The sequence below is a fragment of the Klebsiella sp. PL-2018 genome (assembly GCF_019048985.1).
Classification (GTDB): domain Bacteria; phylum Pseudomonadota; class Gammaproteobacteria; order Enterobacterales; family Enterobacteriaceae; genus Klebsiella; species Klebsiella michiganensis.
Genome location: NZ_CP077673.1, coordinates 3,205,433 through 3,220,425, shown reverse-complemented (window position 1 = coordinate 3,220,425; position 14,993 = coordinate 3,205,433). Strand labels below are relative to the sequence as shown.

Annotated in this window: 12 protein-coding genes and 1 pseudogene; 5 read left to right on the top strand and 8 right to left on the bottom strand. The window is 55.3% G+C overall.

The window, feature by feature from the left end:
* Nucleotides 1-16 precede the first annotated feature (16 nt).
* Nucleotides 17-832 (top strand): phytanoyl-CoA dioxygenase family protein, encoded by an 816-nt coding sequence (locus MKleb_RS14955; protein WP_025107955.1) that lies wholly within the window; start codon nt 17-19, stop codon nt 830-832.
* A 109-nt stretch (nt 833-941) separates the two neighbouring features.
* Here MKleb_RS14955 and MKleb_RS29930 read toward each other — a convergent pair.
* Nucleotides 942-1,256: pseudogene (locus MKleb_RS29930) on the bottom strand (DUF4158 domain-containing protein); the annotation flags it as partial.
* Nucleotides 1,257-1,634: 378 nt separating this feature from the next.
* Between MKleb_RS29930 and MKleb_RS14950 the strand changes: the two are divergent.
* Entirely contained in the window at nt 1,635-2,432 is a 798-nt protein-coding gene (locus MKleb_RS14950) for a hypothetical protein (protein WP_051586042.1), read from the top strand.
* Nucleotides 2,433-2,779: 347 nt separating this feature from the next.
* On the opposite strand, the gene MKleb_RS14945 is transcribed toward MKleb_RS14950, so the two are convergent.
* The 6 genes from MKleb_RS14945 to MKleb_RS14920 form a co-directional block, all read right to left on the bottom strand.
* Nucleotides 2,780-3,316 carry a dihydrofolate reductase family protein gene (locus MKleb_RS14945; protein ID WP_009652973.1) on the bottom strand — a complete coding sequence of 179 codons (537 nt, stop codon included), beginning with the start codon at nt 3,314-3,316 and terminating at the stop codon, nt 2,780-2,782.
* Nucleotides 3,317-3,388: 72 nt separating this feature from the next.
* Nucleotides 3,389-4,507 carry an aspartate-semialdehyde dehydrogenase gene (gene asd, locus MKleb_RS14940; protein ID WP_025107953.1) on the bottom strand — a complete coding sequence of 373 codons (1,119 nt, stop codon included), beginning with the start codon at nt 4,505-4,507 and terminating at the stop codon, nt 3,389-3,391.
* Nucleotides 4,508-4,880: 373 nt separating this feature from the next.
* Nucleotides 4,881-5,681: a hypothetical protein gene (locus MKleb_RS14935; RefSeq protein ID WP_025107952.1), complete on the bottom strand. Its 801-nt coding sequence runs from the start codon at nt 5,679-5,681 to the stop codon at nt 4,881-4,883.
* A 110-nt stretch (nt 5,682-5,791) separates the two neighbouring features.
* Nucleotides 5,792-6,715, bottom strand: a complete 924-nt coding sequence (locus MKleb_RS14930; RefSeq protein ID WP_025107951.1) for an efflux RND transporter periplasmic adaptor subunit — start codon at nt 6,713-6,715, stop codon at nt 5,792-5,794.
* A complete protein-coding gene (locus MKleb_RS14925; RefSeq protein ID WP_014229155.1) occupies nt 6,712-6,927 on the bottom strand; it encodes a DUF1656 domain-containing protein in 216 nt (71 codons plus the stop codon). Before MKleb_RS14925 ends, MKleb_RS14930 begins: the two co-directional genes overlap by 4 nt.
* Complete coding sequence (locus MKleb_RS14920; RefSeq protein WP_025107950.1) at nt 6,917-8,956, bottom strand: FUSC family protein; 2,040 nt, start codon at nt 8,954-8,956, stop codon at nt 6,917-6,919. The genes MKleb_RS14925 and MKleb_RS14920 overlap by 11 nt, the downstream gene beginning before the upstream one ends.
* A gap of 77 nt (nt 8,957-9,033) precedes the next feature.
* Between MKleb_RS14920 and MKleb_RS14915 the strand changes: the two genes are divergently transcribed.
* Nucleotides 9,034-9,828, top strand: a complete 795-nt coding sequence (locus tag MKleb_RS14915; protein WP_217075958.1) for an AraC family transcriptional regulator — start codon at nt 9,034-9,036, stop codon at nt 9,826-9,828.
* Nucleotides 9,829-9,902: 74 nt separating this feature from the next.
* On the opposite strand, the gene MKleb_RS14910 is transcribed toward MKleb_RS14915, so the two are convergent.
* Nucleotides 9,903-10,277 (bottom strand): helix-turn-helix domain-containing protein, encoded by a 375-nt coding sequence (locus tag MKleb_RS14910; protein WP_025107948.1) that lies wholly within the window; start codon nt 10,275-10,277, stop codon nt 9,903-9,905.
* Nucleotides 10,278-10,612: 335 nt separating this feature from the next.
* Here MKleb_RS14910 and MKleb_RS14905 point away from each other — a divergent pair, with 335 nt between their 5' ends.
* Complete coding sequence (locus tag MKleb_RS14905; RefSeq protein ID WP_025107947.1) at nt 10,613-11,788, top strand: efflux RND transporter periplasmic adaptor subunit; 1,176 nt, start codon at nt 10,613-10,615, stop codon at nt 11,786-11,788.
* 24 nt (nt 11,789-11,812) lie between these two features.
* Nucleotides 11,813-14,965 (top strand): multidrug efflux RND transporter permease subunit OqxB, encoded by a 3,153-nt coding sequence (gene oqxB, locus MKleb_RS14900; protein ID WP_217075957.1) that lies wholly within the window; start codon nt 11,813-11,815, stop codon nt 14,963-14,965.
* Nucleotides 14,966-14,993 lie beyond the last annotated feature (28 nt).

The window sequence follows — 14,993 nt, the reverse complement described above, 5'->3', positions numbered from 1 at the left end:
ACACAGGATGGCGACTATGCAAAACCCGAACTCCCCGCTTATTGATCAACAGACCATCGACCGCTGGCAGGCCGACGGCGTCGTGCTACTTAAAGGCGTGTTCACGCCGTGGATCGAGAGCCTGTCGCGCGGCGTCGCCGCGCTGATGGCGAACCCCAGCGAGTACGGTCACGCGCGAACGGTGATCCCCGAGGACGGCTCGGCGCCGTTTTTTCAGGACTATTGCAACTGGCAACGAATCCCGGAATTTCGCGATTTTGTTTTTCAGTCGCCGGCGGCGGAGATCGCCGCGGCGCTGATGGGGTCGCAGACGGCGAAGTTTTTCCACGAGCACACGCTGGTGAAACAGCCCGGCGGCAGTACGGTAACGCCATGGCACCACGATCAGCCCTATTACTGCGTGGAGGGGCGGCAGAATGTCAGCCTGTGGATCCCGCTCGATCCGGTAGCGGAGGCGATTTCGCTGCGCTGTATTCGCGGTTCCCATCGCTGGGACGATGAGTTCAGCCCAACGCGGTTTAACGGTTCAAAGCTCTATTCCCATTCGCGCTTTAAAGAGCTGCCGGACATTGATGCCCATCAGGAGGATTACGATATCGTCAGCTGGGCGCTGGAGCCAGGCGATGCGGTCGCTTTTCATTTCCGCACGCTGCATGGGGCAAAGGGCAATTCAACCGCCCGCGCGCGGCGGGTATTTTCCGCCCGTTGGGTAGGGGATGATGCGACATTCGCCGACCGCGGCGGCGTGACGTCGCCGCCGTTTCCGGGGCTTAAGCTTCGCGACGGAGAGCCGCTTGTCGCCGATGAGTTTCCGCAGGTCTGGCCGCGGTAGCGTGCCCAACCACGTTGCGGATAGATGTTTTTACTCTACGACTGAGGGGATCCAAAGCCCATTCCCTCTTCTTTTTCTGGTTGTTCCAGTTGCCAACCAGCTTTGTCATAAGTTCGATTGAATGCTCACAATGGGTCGTATCCCTGCCGCAAAGGTAAGCGGGCCAGAGGTTCCCTGTGAGTTTTAACCTGTTGGCGATATGCTTCAGTAGCGCATCAGAGGGGGGGGATATCCGGGGCAAAGCCGAAATTTTTCAGATAGCAAAGAAGGACGGCAAAACCAAAACGGCTGGCGGGTTTACGTTGACCACTTATAAGGCCAGATCATGCTTACTGAATGGCCCACTTGGACTGCGTTAATTCATCGTCTGGCAATGCGAGTAATGATTCTCTTCCGACAGAGAAAAAATATGCCTCCTTGCCATATAGTTATTCCTAATAAATTATTCGATTTCTTATTTTTAACAAAAATGGTTATCGCATCAGGGTAGGCCTAATTGCGATAGGTAAACCCATTCAATAAATAGCTTGCTGTAGACCACTATCATAATCTTGAATGCCCCTAAAAAATCATTGTGACTTATATTTCAGTGAAATTATATTCACGTAAACTATTAATCATTAAGAATTGATTGGTTTTTATAATATATACACTAAATCTAAGATGCTTATCACATTTTAAACGTTCTTTTACGGGTATCATTATTAATGAAGGCCGTACACGAATCATAAGGATATGTAGCATATTACATATTTATGGCGTTTCCATGACTTCTATCATATATCTATTAATGAGGGGGATTATGATTATTGAAAAATTAGTTGGGGCTGATATTTGTAAAACTGTTAATGCAGGGTCCGTCCCGCTGGATTCATATACTTTCTCATCATCTGCACTCACCAAAAATGCAGGTGGTGATTTTATGGCTGCGAGTAACGGTGATACTGCGAGGGAAGTACAATTCCGAATAAACCAAACGGGAAATATATTTTATGTATCTACTACAACGGAACTTACTTACAGAACTAAAGATCTATTTGATAGTGTCACAGTATTGTTCGCTGCCATGACCGCTGCGCTTCATGAGACAAAAAAATCATTATTCGATTATGAAGCATGGAGGAATTTAATCGGTGGATCTGGATTTTTTGTTGAAGTGCAAAAGAGCAGAAACATGATGACCATTAAAAACAGCGGCGTTACCGTTAACACTCAGATTATTCAGCAGCTCCTTCCTGATTTAAGTGGCGGCAGCGCTATGGAGATTGCAAAAGGTGTACTGAGTGCAGTAAATGGTGAGTTTCAGGCGGTTGAGCGCGATGAAAATGCCAAACTTGGCCACATCCTTTTCATCTGTGAAGAGTTCTTCGGCGCTCCAAGCGTGACCGTACGCTTGTTCTTTGCGTCAAAAAAATCGCACAGTGCGATCATACAATCGCCGTGCCACAAATCTGTCACTACAACCTTTGAACAATTGCAGGAGTGCAATACGTTCCTGTTTGTATCACCGGACGCTATAGCTAAATACGCCAAACTATTCACTGAGAAACCGGAGGAATATACGAACTTAATCGGTCGCTTTAAAGAATTGATTAAATAAGTCAACACAGAAATCAACGATAGGCTGTGAGTCAACAGTCTATAATGATACTGAATCGCCACGGGTTTAACAGATCCCCTGCGTCAGGGTGAAAAATATTAAGTAGTTCAGAAACGAATTACGTGGAAAACAATATGGTTATGGTCGCCCGGAAATAGTGAGGCAGAACTGAGGAGATGTCATGGAAGTTTACGATCTGTTTAGTTACCGGCTCTGCTTCTGTTAAAGCTAATTCGCGCTGTTCAATGCAAAGGGAGTTGCCATAGGTATCGCAAGAACAAGGTAAGTACCGCTGGCAGGGCGGCACTGTTGCTTTAGCGTAGGCCACCGTCAGGTTTATATGCCGTTTATGACGTCAGCCGATAGTGCGACTGCACCAGTCCCGAAGGGAAGCTGCGGCTTGATAACAGCGTCAAATCGATATCCCTGGTCAGGGATCCGAACAATGGTTTTCCCGAACCGAGCAGGACAGGAACGGTCGTGATAACGATATCGGCGACCAGACCTTCGCGCAGGAACGACTGTATTACCTGCCCGCCATCCAGATAGACGCGATGCGCGTTTTGCGCCGCCAGGTCAGCAAGCACTTCGCCCGGCGTGCGGCTTGAGAGCTGCACTTTGCCCTTCAGCGCCTCGGGAATGGCGGTATCGGTTAGCTGTCGGGAGAGAACCAGTACGGGTCGATCGTAAGGCCATTGGTCAAAAGTCAGCGCCTTCTCATAGCTCCCCCGGCCCATAACGATCCAATCTTTGTCCGCGATGAATGCGGCATAGCCATGATCTTCTGTCGGGTCATCGCGCTGCAACAGCCAGTCGATATCGCCATCCTGTCGGGCGATATAACCATCAAGACTGACCGCGATAAAAACATGTGTGGTGACCATCAAGTGCTCCGTATTCAGCTTGTATCTATGCCGTTGAGTTTAGGGGGAGGTGTTTTGTCCACATAATATGATTCACGCTTTGCCAGCCAAAATATTCAACATGCGGCGTAATGGTTCCGCTGCTCCCCACAATAGCTGATCGCCGACCGTCAGGACCGAGTAGATCGGTTCATTGTTTAGCGACATTTTCTTGTAACGACCAATACCAACCTTAAGCGAACCGCTGATACAGGCCGGTGTCAGGGTACGGACACTCTCTTCCTTGTTATTGGGCACATAGTTAACCCAGGGGTGGGAATTCATCACTAATTCGGCAAATTCCTCTTCGTTGACTTCACGCTTGAGCTTAAGGGTTATAGCAGCGCTGTGGCAGCGGATCACGCCGACGCGTATGCATAAGCCGTTTACCGGGATCGTACCGGGAGACAGGCCTAAAATTTTGTTGGTTTCCGCCTCACCTTTCCATTCTTCACGGCTATTGCCATCGCCTAAATCGCTGTCAATCCAGGGAATGATGCTGCCCATCAAAGGTGCACCGAAGTTTTGGGTCGGCATATCAGCGCTGTTAATCAATTCACTGACCTTATTAACTAACGGAAGCACTGAACCTGAGGATGCCAGCTCATCCGGAGATAAATGGCGGCTTATGTAGGCACTTTGCGCAATGAGTTCCCGTACATACTGTGCACCAGCACCCGATGCGGACTGGTAGGTCATCACACTCATCCATTCGATCAAGTCAGCCTTTATCAACCCAGCCAGCCCCATAAGACTCAGCGTAATGGAACAGTTGCCGCCGACAAAAAGTTTAATACCTTCTTTAATTGCACGATCGATATTGTTGCGGTTGACGGGGTCGAGAATAATGCAGGCTTTCTCATCCATCCGTAGCGCTGAGGCCGCGTCAATCCAGTAGCCTTCCCAGCCATGGTTAAGCAAAGCAGGGTATATTGCTTTGGTATAATCCCCGCCCTGGCAGGTTATGATGATGTCCATTTCGGCCAGCGCACTTACGGAATTAGCATCTTTAAGTGTGTAGCTGACGCCATCAATGACAGGACCGGCGGCTCCTGCACTGGAGGTGCTGAAAAAATGCGCCGATATATTGTCGAAGTCGTTCTCTTCGATCATTCGCTGTAGCAAAACAGAACCGACCATTCCTCGCCAACCAACAATGCCAACCTGCTTCATTTGCTTAACCCTAATTACGTTATGAGAATGTTAATTTTCTTCGAGGCACGTTATATCTCATTCCAAATTAAAGGTCATTACGAACAACATCCGATTCCGTCATTATTAAAATGTTTCATATAGCATCAGCGATTTTTATCTCTTCCATAGCTAAAAATCCATTGCAAGTATTTGATATGAAATCAATAATATTCAGGTCGATATCCTGCGGTATTCGCGTTTAAAGGAAAGAACAGGCTTAAGACATCCGCTTCTGGCATATAGCTGCCAGACTCAACAAAGCCAGGGTTTGCAATGAGGAGGAGCGGGCCTTCAATGATGTGTATCAGACTCTCTTTTACATTCCGGCCACTTAAGCGGCCGGAAGTATCGTTTAAACCCGTTCAGAATACGCTTTCAGCATGGCAAGGAGCGCCCGTCGTGCCGCATCGTCCGCGATATTTTCAGGCAGCGCATCAGCGCGCAGATTGATATAAGCGTCAACCGCCTTGCTGATGGCGATGCTGACGGAGTCACGATCGTGCGTGGCCAGCGTGGAGGTCAGCAGGCCCTCAGGATCGATATTGTGGCATTCAATGCGACGAACCCCACGCTGCGGTAGATTGGCGCGGCGGTACAGCATCGGTCCCAGCACTTGCTCCCGGAAGAATGACAGCATACCCATCGCTTCGAAAAGTTCGCCCCTTCCCAGTTTAACCACCGCATAATGAAGCCAGATCCAGGCTCGGGACTCAAACCACTCCGGCGTCATGTCAGGCCACTGGGCACGAAATTGTGCCAGATGTCGCTCCAGGGCATGGCGATCGCGAGAAAATAACACTACCGGCTCCTCAACGCGTTGAGTGAGCATGTCCAGGGTGACAAATTTCAGATCGACATGGAGGAGTTCAGGGCCATACAGGCATATCAGCAGGCGAGGCTCTCCGACATGTTCCCCGGTGAACGCATGCAGCAGGTTGCCTGCTGTTCCGGCGAACGCCACACGCTGCTCCATGATTTCATCGTAGTAGAGAGGGTCTACCACAACGACAAAATCCAAATCGGAGTATTTATCAAATCCGCCATGAATAAGCGATCCGCCCCCGAGCAGGGAGTGAATCCGGGCGTCAGACTGAACGTTAAGCTTGAGTTGCTCTGCAAAACTTCTGTGTAAATCGGGTAACGTACTAAGCATACTTTTTCCTGTTCACAAAAAATACAAAGCATTACAGAATATCGAGTTCGGTATATTCGGGCCAGATATTTTTGCAGGAAGCGTCGTTTCCTCATTGAGTCTCGGGTCCACTATGGGTGGATAGCCTGAGCCACGTAGCCCGATCCTCCGCTACGCCCGCCGTCAGGGTTTTCAGGCAGGATGGAAACGCTGGCGGATAGTCCCGCCACCAGTTCAATCCCTTCCGGTATCTTATCTAACTGAATACGAACGGGGACTCGCTGCGCAAGTCGCACCCAGCTGAAGGTGGGATTGACATCCGGCAGCCCCAGTCCGCCCGTCTCGTCATTGCTATCATCGATCCCCCGGCCGATACTCTCCACGTGCCCGGTGATGAGCGGGTCAAACCCCATCAGAGAAATGTGTGCGGCGCTTCCGACGCGAATATGACGCAGCTTAGTCTCTTCAAAATAGCCCACCACCCAGAAACTGTGCGCATCGATCACGGCGATCTTTGTCTCTCCCGCCGCGGCGTAGTCGCCGGGGCGGAGCCGAAGATGCGTCACGTAGCCGGTAACCGGGGCGCGCACCGTTGCATGGGATAAATTCAGCTGCGCCAGTTCCAGCGCAGCCAGCGCCCCCTGATAATTGGCCGCCGCGACGCGCGCTGCGCTGCCTGTTTGCTGGATATCCTCGCCGGAAATGACCCCTTTGATGAGCGCGCGTCGCCGGGCGGCATCCTGGCGCATCAGCATTTCATGACGTTTTGCTTCGACGTCGGCCTGCGCGCTGAGCACCGCCAGCTTCAGCCAGCGCGGGTCGATGGCATAAAGCACATCGCCGCGGTTAACCCACTGATTATCCCGCACCGCCACGCTGCTCACCGGCCCGGAAACATCCGGCGCAATCTGCACCACATCTGCCCGAACCCGGCCATCGCGCGTCCAGGGCGTCTGCGTATACTGTTTCCAGAAAATAAACGCCACGCAGGCCGCTACCGCTACTGCGATTAACGTCAGCGCGTAACGGCCCAGCAAAGAGAAAAAAGATTTCATGCGAATAACCCCAGTGTGGTCAGGCCCTGCAAAAGCAGGAAAAAGGTCACGATATAGGTTGAAACATCAAGCAGCGGGCGTAAGGGCAAGCGGCGGTAAAGCCTGCTGCAGGAGAAAAGCGGTACGAGTAACAGCGTACAGACCAGGGCAATGAGCGCGGTCAGCAGCAATCCGGGGATAAAAACGCCCCCGATATTGATGTCATTTATCATGGGTGGGTTCCTCGTTCTGCGTCCGTAACGCGCAGTGCAGATCGACCAGTCGGTCGACAAACTGGCATGATTGTTCATCCCTCGCGGGCAAGCAGCGGTTCGCCATGGCGGCAATGCGCTCGCGTAAGGCTTCGGTCTCCGTTGTGCGGGTAAGACGAGAAAGCACCTCGTGGATATCGCTGCCGGCGGGCGTTTCGCAACGGCGCAGGCGCATCACGCAGAGGCCTATGCGCAGAAAGTGCACCAGGCGATCGAGCGCCCGGGCGGAGGACTGCCCGCTGCGCGGCAAGCGTGGTAGCAGCAGGGCGGCCCGGTCGATCATCAGATTGGTCCAGTGCGTTTCATCGCCTTTAAATACGCCGCTCACGCTGCGGCGAATATCGCGTTGGCACAGTTTCAGCAGACGCTTTATCGCCGCGTCCGCCTGTACGGTTTGCAGCAGACTCATGCCGATAACCGCAAAGCCAGTCGCGAAAAACAGGGCGATCGCGGTGTTGGCCGCGTCGGCGAAGTCGCCGCTGTAGCGCGCGCCCAGCTCGCACAGTACCGGCAGCGTCAGGGTGATCCCCATGGCCATAAAGGTCGTGGGGGGCCGCGCCTGCAGCGATCCGGCAAGCAGATAGACCGGGGCAAGCACCGCCACCAGCACGGGGAAATCGCTGAGCGGAGGAAGCAGGGCGAAGCTATAGATAAGGCTTATCACTACGCCCCAGACAGAGCCGATAATATATTTCACAATATGCGGGGCCGGCGTGTCGAAACTGCCAAACAGCGTGCAGCAAACACCAAGAATTGACACCGCCGTGCCGCCATCGGGCCAGGCAGAGTAAATCCATAGCAGACAGCCGCTCAGAATGATGACAAAAGCGCCCAACGCCGTGCGGGCGGCGCTGAGGGGATCGCGATGGAAAACGTATCCTGTCGCCGCACGATCTTCCGCCTGCGCTGGCGCAGGCCTGGCGTGATGAATGGCCTCCGAAAGCCGCTCACACTGTTGCAGGAGGGTAATCAACTCAGCGATGTAGCGTAAGAAATTTACCCGCAGCGCATCTTCAAAGGTCAGCGCCTGCGCCGCGAGCCGCTGCGCTAACTGCGCGCTGCGCTGGTGCAGCGCTTCTGCGGCGTTTTTGCGTTGGCCGGTATCGTCGCAGGTCAGCCAGACCTGCACGTCATTCAGTAGAGCCTGCATCGCGGCGGGCATCTCGGCGATGATCTGCAAACGATCGCGCACTTCGCCGTTGACAATCACTAACCGCGCCAGCCTGTCATGGAGCGCTTTCCTGGCCTGGCGGGCCGGAACCGAAAGGGCAAAATCATACGGGATATGGTGGCTGATACCCTGCAGAAACTGTAGCGCCAGCGCCAGATGCAGCGGCTCTGACTGCGCGTCGGCCTTGCCTGCCAGGGTGTCGGCAATCCGCTGGCGCGCGGCGTGCAGCGTCTGGGCTAATTTGCTGTTGAACAGCCCTGATATCCGGGCAGGTAAAATGTAGCGGTGAATCAGCGCGGCGCAGACGATACCGATCGCGATTTCCTGTACCCGGATGAGGGCGATGTTAAACACCGTGCCGGGATCGGCGACGGCGGGAAAACCAATCAGGCTTGCGGTATAACCGGCCAGCACAAAGGCATAGGCGCGGGGCGTGCGTTCAAGCAGGGATAAATAGAGGCAGAAGGTGATCCAGCCTGCCAGAATCACGCTACATAGAATTGGCGTATTCACAAACGTCGGCACAATCAATACCGTGGCCCCCGCGCCGGCCACGGTACCGGCCAGGCGATAAAGGCTTCTGCTCAGGGACGCGCCCACCGAGGTTTGCGACACGATGTAGACGGTGATGATGGCCCATGAGGGCCGTTCAAGGCCAATCGCCAGGGCAACGTAATAGGCGAGCATCGCGGCGGCAAAACTCCTGACGGAATAGAGCAGGGCATGGGCGTCGCTCAGCAGCGAGGGAGAGGCTATGCGGCCTGACCAACGGCTTATCGCGTGTAAAAAACGGCTGTGATGGGAAGTTAATGTGCTCATGCCGGGAATTATTCCCGCTTTGCGCGTCTCCTTAAATACTCTATTCTGTCAAAAAATACCTAAATGTTGCCAATGAGATGCCATCCAGACTTGCCCATACCCTGTTTGATCCCGATAGCACGCCGAGCCCTGCCGTCGCGCGGCATATTGATTTCGTTGATTACGCGGCAGAAGTGCCGGTTCATACCCACCGCAAGGGACAACTGATCGTTGCCCTCTATGGGGCGGTGATTTGTCGTGCGGAAAACGATATCTGGATAGTGCCGCCAGACTGCGCGGTGTGGATCCCCGGTGGGATCCCGCACAGCGCCAAAGCGACCTGGAATGCGCATCTCAACTATTTGTTTATTGAACCCGGCGCCGCCGCGCTGCCGGAGAAATGCTGCACGCTGGCGATTTCGCCGCTGATTCAAGCGTTAGTTGACCGCTTAACGAATGCGGACGTCGATTACACCGCGGAGAGCCATGTCGGCAGGCTGACCAGAGTGACGCTCGATGAGCTGGCCACCATGCCGCAGCAGAAGCTGAGTCTGCCGGTTTCGGCGCATCCTAAGATCCGCGCCATGGCGGATGCGCTGGTCAGCCACCCGGAGGATCGCAGCACCTTTAAAGTTTGGGCGAAACGGCTGGCGCTCAGCGAGCGCTCATTAGCACGCCTGATGCTGCGCGAAACCGGTCTGACCTTCGGGCGATGGCGTCAGCAGCTGCATTTGATTATTGCCCTGCGGGAGCTGGCAAGCGGGGTATCGGTGCAAAACGTGGCGGCTAATCTGGGGTATGAGTCGGTCAACGCGTTTATCACCATGTTCAGAAAAACGATGGGGAGCACCCCCGCACACTATTTTGCCGGTCGAAGAACGGCAGATCCCTGAGCGGCGCGCAGGTTGGATGCGGAGTGAGGCGCTTAATATCCGCCGCGGCCACAGCGCCGCGGCGAGCGCAAAATTTAGTCAGAGAAGGGCGGGGGCGGCTGGCGTAATCCCGTCGTATCCGGGTTGCCGATGCTGCGGCGCCATGCGCCGGGGGCCTGGCCGAACTGACGCTTGAAGCTGCGGTTGAAGGACTGCTGGGAGTCAAAGCCCAGGGCGATCGCCACATTCAAAATCGGTTCGTCGCTGTGGGCTAAGCGCTCGACCGATTTTTGTAGTTTTTGCGCGCGAATATACTCGGCGAGAGGATAACCGGTATGCTCCTTAAATAGCCGCTGCAGATGCCATTTCGAATAGCCGGCTCGCCTGGCGACGGTGCCAATATCCAGACGGCTATCAAGATTGTTGTCGATCCAGTCGAGTAAATCGTGAATGAATGCGCCAGTGTTCATCTGATGTACCTCTACGCAGCGTCTAAAAAAGCATCTTTATCTGTTGCATTTAAAGGTGGCCCGTTTTTGCACTAATTGCAAGTTTTATTGTTGCATTTAAATCCATGCCGGAAACGCGCCATTTTTAGGCGCCAGGAATAGCACATAAAGTGCAACAATTATTCTTGCACTAAATTTAGCGCCTTCCTACAATCGCCGCGATAGTGTATTCGCAACTGTTACAGTTTTGTGGCGATGAACGACACAAATGGCCTTAAGCCAGCCCGGACAAAGGAAGTGGCGCGGTGTCTTCCGCTGCGTCTTGCCCGGCGGCTACCAATACCGGAATAAAAATAATGAGCCTGCAAAAATACTGGGGTAACTTTCATCTGACTGTGCCGGGCGTGATGCTGCTCTCGGCGCTCCTCGTTGGATGCGATGAGGGCGTCGCGCAAAACGCCGCGCCGCAGGCGCCCGCCGTCAGCGCCGCTGATGTGGTCGTCAAATCCATTAGTCAGTGGGACAGCTTTAACGGTCGGATTGAAGCGGTGGAAAGCGTCCAGCTGCGACCCCGCGTCTCCGGCTACATTGACAAAGTGAATTACACCGACGGCCAGGAGGTGAAAAAGGGGGAGGTGCTGTTCACTATCGATGACAGAACCTACCGCGCCGCGCTGGAACAGGCGCAGGCGACGCTGGCGCGAGCCAAAACACAGGCCAGCCTGGCGCGAAGCGAGGCTAACCGTACCGATAAATTAGTCAATACCAACCTGGTCTCCCGCGAAGAGTGGGAGCAGCGCCGCGCCGCGGCCACCCAGGCGCAGGCCGACATTCGCGCCGCCCAGGCGGCAGTCGACGCCGCGCAGCTTAACCTGGACTTCACCAAAGTGACCGCGCCTATCGATGGCCGCGCCAGCCGGGCGTTGATCACCAGCGGTAACCTCGTCACCGCCGGCGACAGCGCCAGCGTGCTCACCACGCTGGTGTCGCAGAAGACGGTTTACGTCTACTTTGACGTGGACGAGTCGACCTACCTCCATTATCAAAATCTCGCCCGCAGCGGGCAGGGCGCGTCCAGCAATCACCTGGCGCTGCCGGTGGAGATTGGCCTGGTTGGCGAAGAGGGCTACCCCCATCAGGGCAAAGTGGATTTTCTGGATAATCAGTTAACGCCGAGCACCGGCACCATCCGGATGCGCGCGCTGCTGGATAACGCGCAGCGTCAGTTCACGCCGGGTCTCTTTGCCCGCGTCCGCCTGCCGGGCAGCGCGGAATTCAACGCCACGCTTATCGATGATAAAGCGGTGTTGACCGATCAGGATCGCAAATATGTTTATGTCGTTGATAAAGAGGGTAAAGCGCAGCGCCGTGATATTACGCCGGGCCGTCTGGCCGACGGTTTGCGCATCGTGCAGCAGGGGCTGAAGCCGGGCGACAGAGTCATCGTCGATGGTCTACAGAAAGTGTTTATGCCGGGCATGCCGGTTAACGCGAAAACCGTGGCCATGACCGCCAGCACCGCCATCAACTGATCCCTTGACCTGAGAATCCAACCCATGGACTTTTCCCGTTTTTTCATCGACAGGCCGATTTTTGCCGCCGTTCTGTCGATTCTGATTTTTATCACCGGATTAATCGCCATCCCGCTGCTGCCGGTGAGCGAATATCCTGACGTCGTGCCGCCCAGCGTGCAGGTGCGCGCGGAGTATCCGGGCGCCAACCCGAAAGTGATTGCCGAGACCGTGGCGACGCCGCTGGAAGAGGCGATCAACGGCGTTGAAAATATGATGTACATGAAATCCGTCGCCGGTTCTGACGGCGTACTGGTGACCACCGTAACCTTCCGTCCGGGTACCGATCCCGATCAGGCGCAGGTTCAGGTGCAAAACCGGGTATCGCAGGCCGAAGCGCGTCTGCCGGAAGATGTGCGGCGTTTGGGGATCACCACCCAGAAGCAGTCGCCGACGCTGACGCTGGTGGTGCATCTGTTTTCGCCAAACGGTAAATACGACTCCCTGTATATGCGTAACTACGCCACGCTGAAGGTGAAGGATGAACTGGCGCGCCTGCCCGGCGTCGGCCAAATTCAGATTTTTGGCTCGGGCGAATACGCGATGCGCGTCTGGCTCGATCCCAACAAGGTGGCGGCGCGCGGATTAACCGCGTCGGATGTGGTCACGGCGATGCAGGAGCAGAACGTCCAGGTTTCCGCCGGGCAGCTTGGCGCCGAGCCGCTGCCGAAAGAGAGCGACTTTCTGATCTCCATTAACGCCCAGGGGCGCCTGCATACCGAAGAAGAGTTTGGCAATATTGTCCTGAAAACAACGCAGGACGGTACGGTCGTCCGCCTGCGCGACGTGGCGCGTATCGAAATGGGCTCCGGCAGCTATGCGCTGCGTTCCCAGCTGAACAATAAAGACGCGGTCGGGATTGGTATCTTCCAGTCGCCGGGGGCGAACGCCATCGATTTGTCTAACGCGGTGCGCGCCAAAATGGACGAGCTGTCGAAGCGTTTCCCGCAGGATATGAAATGGGCGGCGCCTTACGACCCGAGGGTTTTTGTCCGCGATTCCATTCGCGCGGTGGTGCAAACGCTGCTGGAAGCGGTGGTGCTGGTGGTGCTGGTGGTGATCCTGTTCCTGCAAACCTGGCGCGCGTCGATTATTCCGCTGATCGCGGTGCCGGTTTCGGTTGTGGGTACCTTCAGCATTCTCTACCTGCTGGGCTTCTCGCTGAATACCCTGAGCTTGTTCGGGCTGGTGCTGGCCATCGGCATCGTGGTGGATGATGCCATCGTGGTGGTGGAAAACGTCGAGCGAAATATCGAGGAAGGGCTGGCTCCGCTCGCCGCGGCGCATCAGGCGATGCGTGAGGTGTCCGGCCCGATTATCGCCATTGCGCTGGTGCTGTGCGCGGTGTTTGTGCCGATGGCGTTTCTCTCGGGCGTGACCGGCCAGTTCTACAAGCAGTTTGCGGTGACGATCGCCATCTCCACGGTGATCTCCGCCATCAACTCGCTGACGCTCTCTCCCGCGCTGGCCGCGCTGCTGCTAAAACCGCACGGCGCGCCGAAAGACTTCCCGACCCGGCTTATCGACCGTCTTTTCGGCTGGATTTTTCGTCCGTTTAACCGCTTTTTCCACCGCAGCTCGAACGGCTATCAGGGGCTGGTGGGAAAAACGCTCGGACGACGCGGGGCGGTGTTTGTGGTCTATGTGCTGCTGCTCTGCGCGGCGGGCGTCATGTTTAAAGCGGTACCCGGCGGATTTATACCGACGCAGGATAAACTGTATTTAATCGGCGGCGTGAAAATGCCGGAAGGTTCTTCGCTGGCGCGCACCGATGCGGTGATCCGTAAAATGAGCGAAATCGGGATGAATACCGAAGGCGTGGATTACGCGGTCGCGTTTCCGGGGCTTAACGCGCTGCAGTTCACCAATACGCCGAATACCGGAACGGTCTTCTTTGGCCTGAAGCCGTTCGACCAGCGTAAACATTCGGCGGCGGAAATTAACGCTGAGATCAACGCGAAAATCGCGCAAATCCAGCAGGGCTTTGGCTTCTCTATTTTGCCTCCGCCGATTTTAGGGCTCGGCCAGGGTTCCGGCTATTCGCTCTATATTCAGGACCGGGCAGGTCTTGGCTATGGTGCGCTGCAAAGCGCGGTAAACGCGATGTCCGGTACCATTATGCAGACGCCGGGGATGCACTTCCCGATCTCCACCTACCAGGCGAACGTGCCGCAGCTGGATGTCCAGGTCGATCGTGATAAGGCGAAAGCGCAGGGTGTGTCGCTCACCGATCTGTTTGGTACGCTGCAAACCTATCTGGGATCGTCTTACGTCAATGATTTTAACCAGTTCGGGCGGACCTGGCGCGTGATGGCGCAGGCTGACGGCCCGTTCCGCGAAAGCGTGGAGGATATTGCCAATTTGCGCACGCGGAATAATCAGGGCGAAATGGTGCCAATCGGCAGTATGGTGAATATCAGCACAACCTACGGGCCGGACCCGGTGATTCGCTACAATGGCTATCCGGCGGCGGATTTGATTGGCGATGCCGATCCGCGCGTACTCTCTTCCTCGCAGGCGATGACGCAGCTGGAGAAGATGTCCGGCCAGATATTGCCGAACGGGATGAATATCGAATGGACGGATCTGAGCTTCCAGCAGGCCACGCAGGGCAATACGGCGCTGATCGTCTTCCCGGTGGCGGTGCTGCTGGCGTTCCTGGTGCTGGCGGCGCTGTATGAAAGCTGGACGCTGCCGCTGGCGGTGATTCTTATCGTGCCGATGACGATGCTCTCCGCGCTGTTTGGCGTCTGGCTGACCGGCGGCGATAACAACGTGTTCGTACAGGTGGGGCTGGTGGTGCTGATGGGGCTGGCCTGTAAAAACGCGATTCTAATCGTGGAGTTTGCCCGCGAGCTGGAAATCCAGGGGAAAGGGATCATGGAAGCGGCGCTGGAGGCGTGTCGCCTGCGTTTACGCCCGATTGTGATGACCTCTATCGCCTTTATTGCCGGGACCATCCCGCTGATCCTCGGTCACGGCGCGGGCGCGGAAGTGCGCGGCGTTACCGGGATCACGGTGTTCTCCGGGATGCTGGGGGTGACGCTGTTTGGTCTGTTCCTGACCCCGGTGTTTTACGTGACGCTGCGTAAATTCGTGACGCGCGGTAAACCAGTCGAGGACGTTTCGCCGGCGTAGGGTGCGGCAGATAACAAAAAACCGCCTT

Bases quoted from the DNA above. Each gene is read 5' to 3' on its own strand.
- MKleb_RS14920 (WP_025107950.1), bottom strand. From the start codon at position 8,956: ATGAGCACATTAACTTCCCATCACAGCCGTTTTTTACACGCGATAAGC.
- oqxB (WP_217075957.1), top strand. From the start codon at position 11,813: ATGGACTTTTCCCGTTTTTTCATCGACAGGCCGATTTTTGCCGCCGTT.
- MKleb_RS14935 (WP_025107952.1), bottom strand. From the start codon at position 5,681: ATGCTTAGTACGTTACCCGATTTACACAGAAGTTTTGCAGAGCAACTC.
- MKleb_RS14905 (WP_025107947.1), top strand. From the start codon at position 10,613: ATGAGCCTGCAAAAATACTGGGGTAACTTTCATCTGACTGTGCCGGGC.
- MKleb_RS14915 (WP_217075958.1), top strand. From the start codon at position 9,034: ATGCCATCCAGACTTGCCCATACCCTGTTTGATCCCGATAGCACGCCG.
- MKleb_RS14930 (WP_025107951.1), bottom strand. From the start codon at position 6,715: ATGAAATCTTTTTTCTCTTTGCTGGGCCGTTACGCGCTGACGTTAATC.
- MKleb_RS14955 (WP_025107955.1), top strand. From the start codon at position 17: ATGCAAAACCCGAACTCCCCGCTTATTGATCAACAGACCATCGACCGC.
- MKleb_RS14945 (WP_009652973.1), bottom strand. From the start codon at position 3,316: ATGGTCACCACACATGTTTTTATCGCGGTCAGTCTTGATGGTTATATC.
- MKleb_RS14925 (WP_014229155.1), bottom strand. From the start codon at position 6,927: ATGATAAATGACATCAATATCGGGGGCGTTTTTATCCCCGGATTGCTG.
- asd (WP_025107953.1), bottom strand. From the start codon at position 4,507: ATGAAGCAGGTTGGCATTGTTGGTTGGCGAGGAATGGTCGGTTCTGTT.
- MKleb_RS14910 (WP_025107948.1), bottom strand. From the start codon at position 10,277: ATGAACACTGGCGCATTCATTCACGATTTACTCGACTGGATCGACAAC.
- MKleb_RS14950 (WP_051586042.1), top strand. From the start codon at position 1,635: ATGATTATTGAAAAATTAGTTGGGGCTGATATTTGTAAAACTGTTAAT.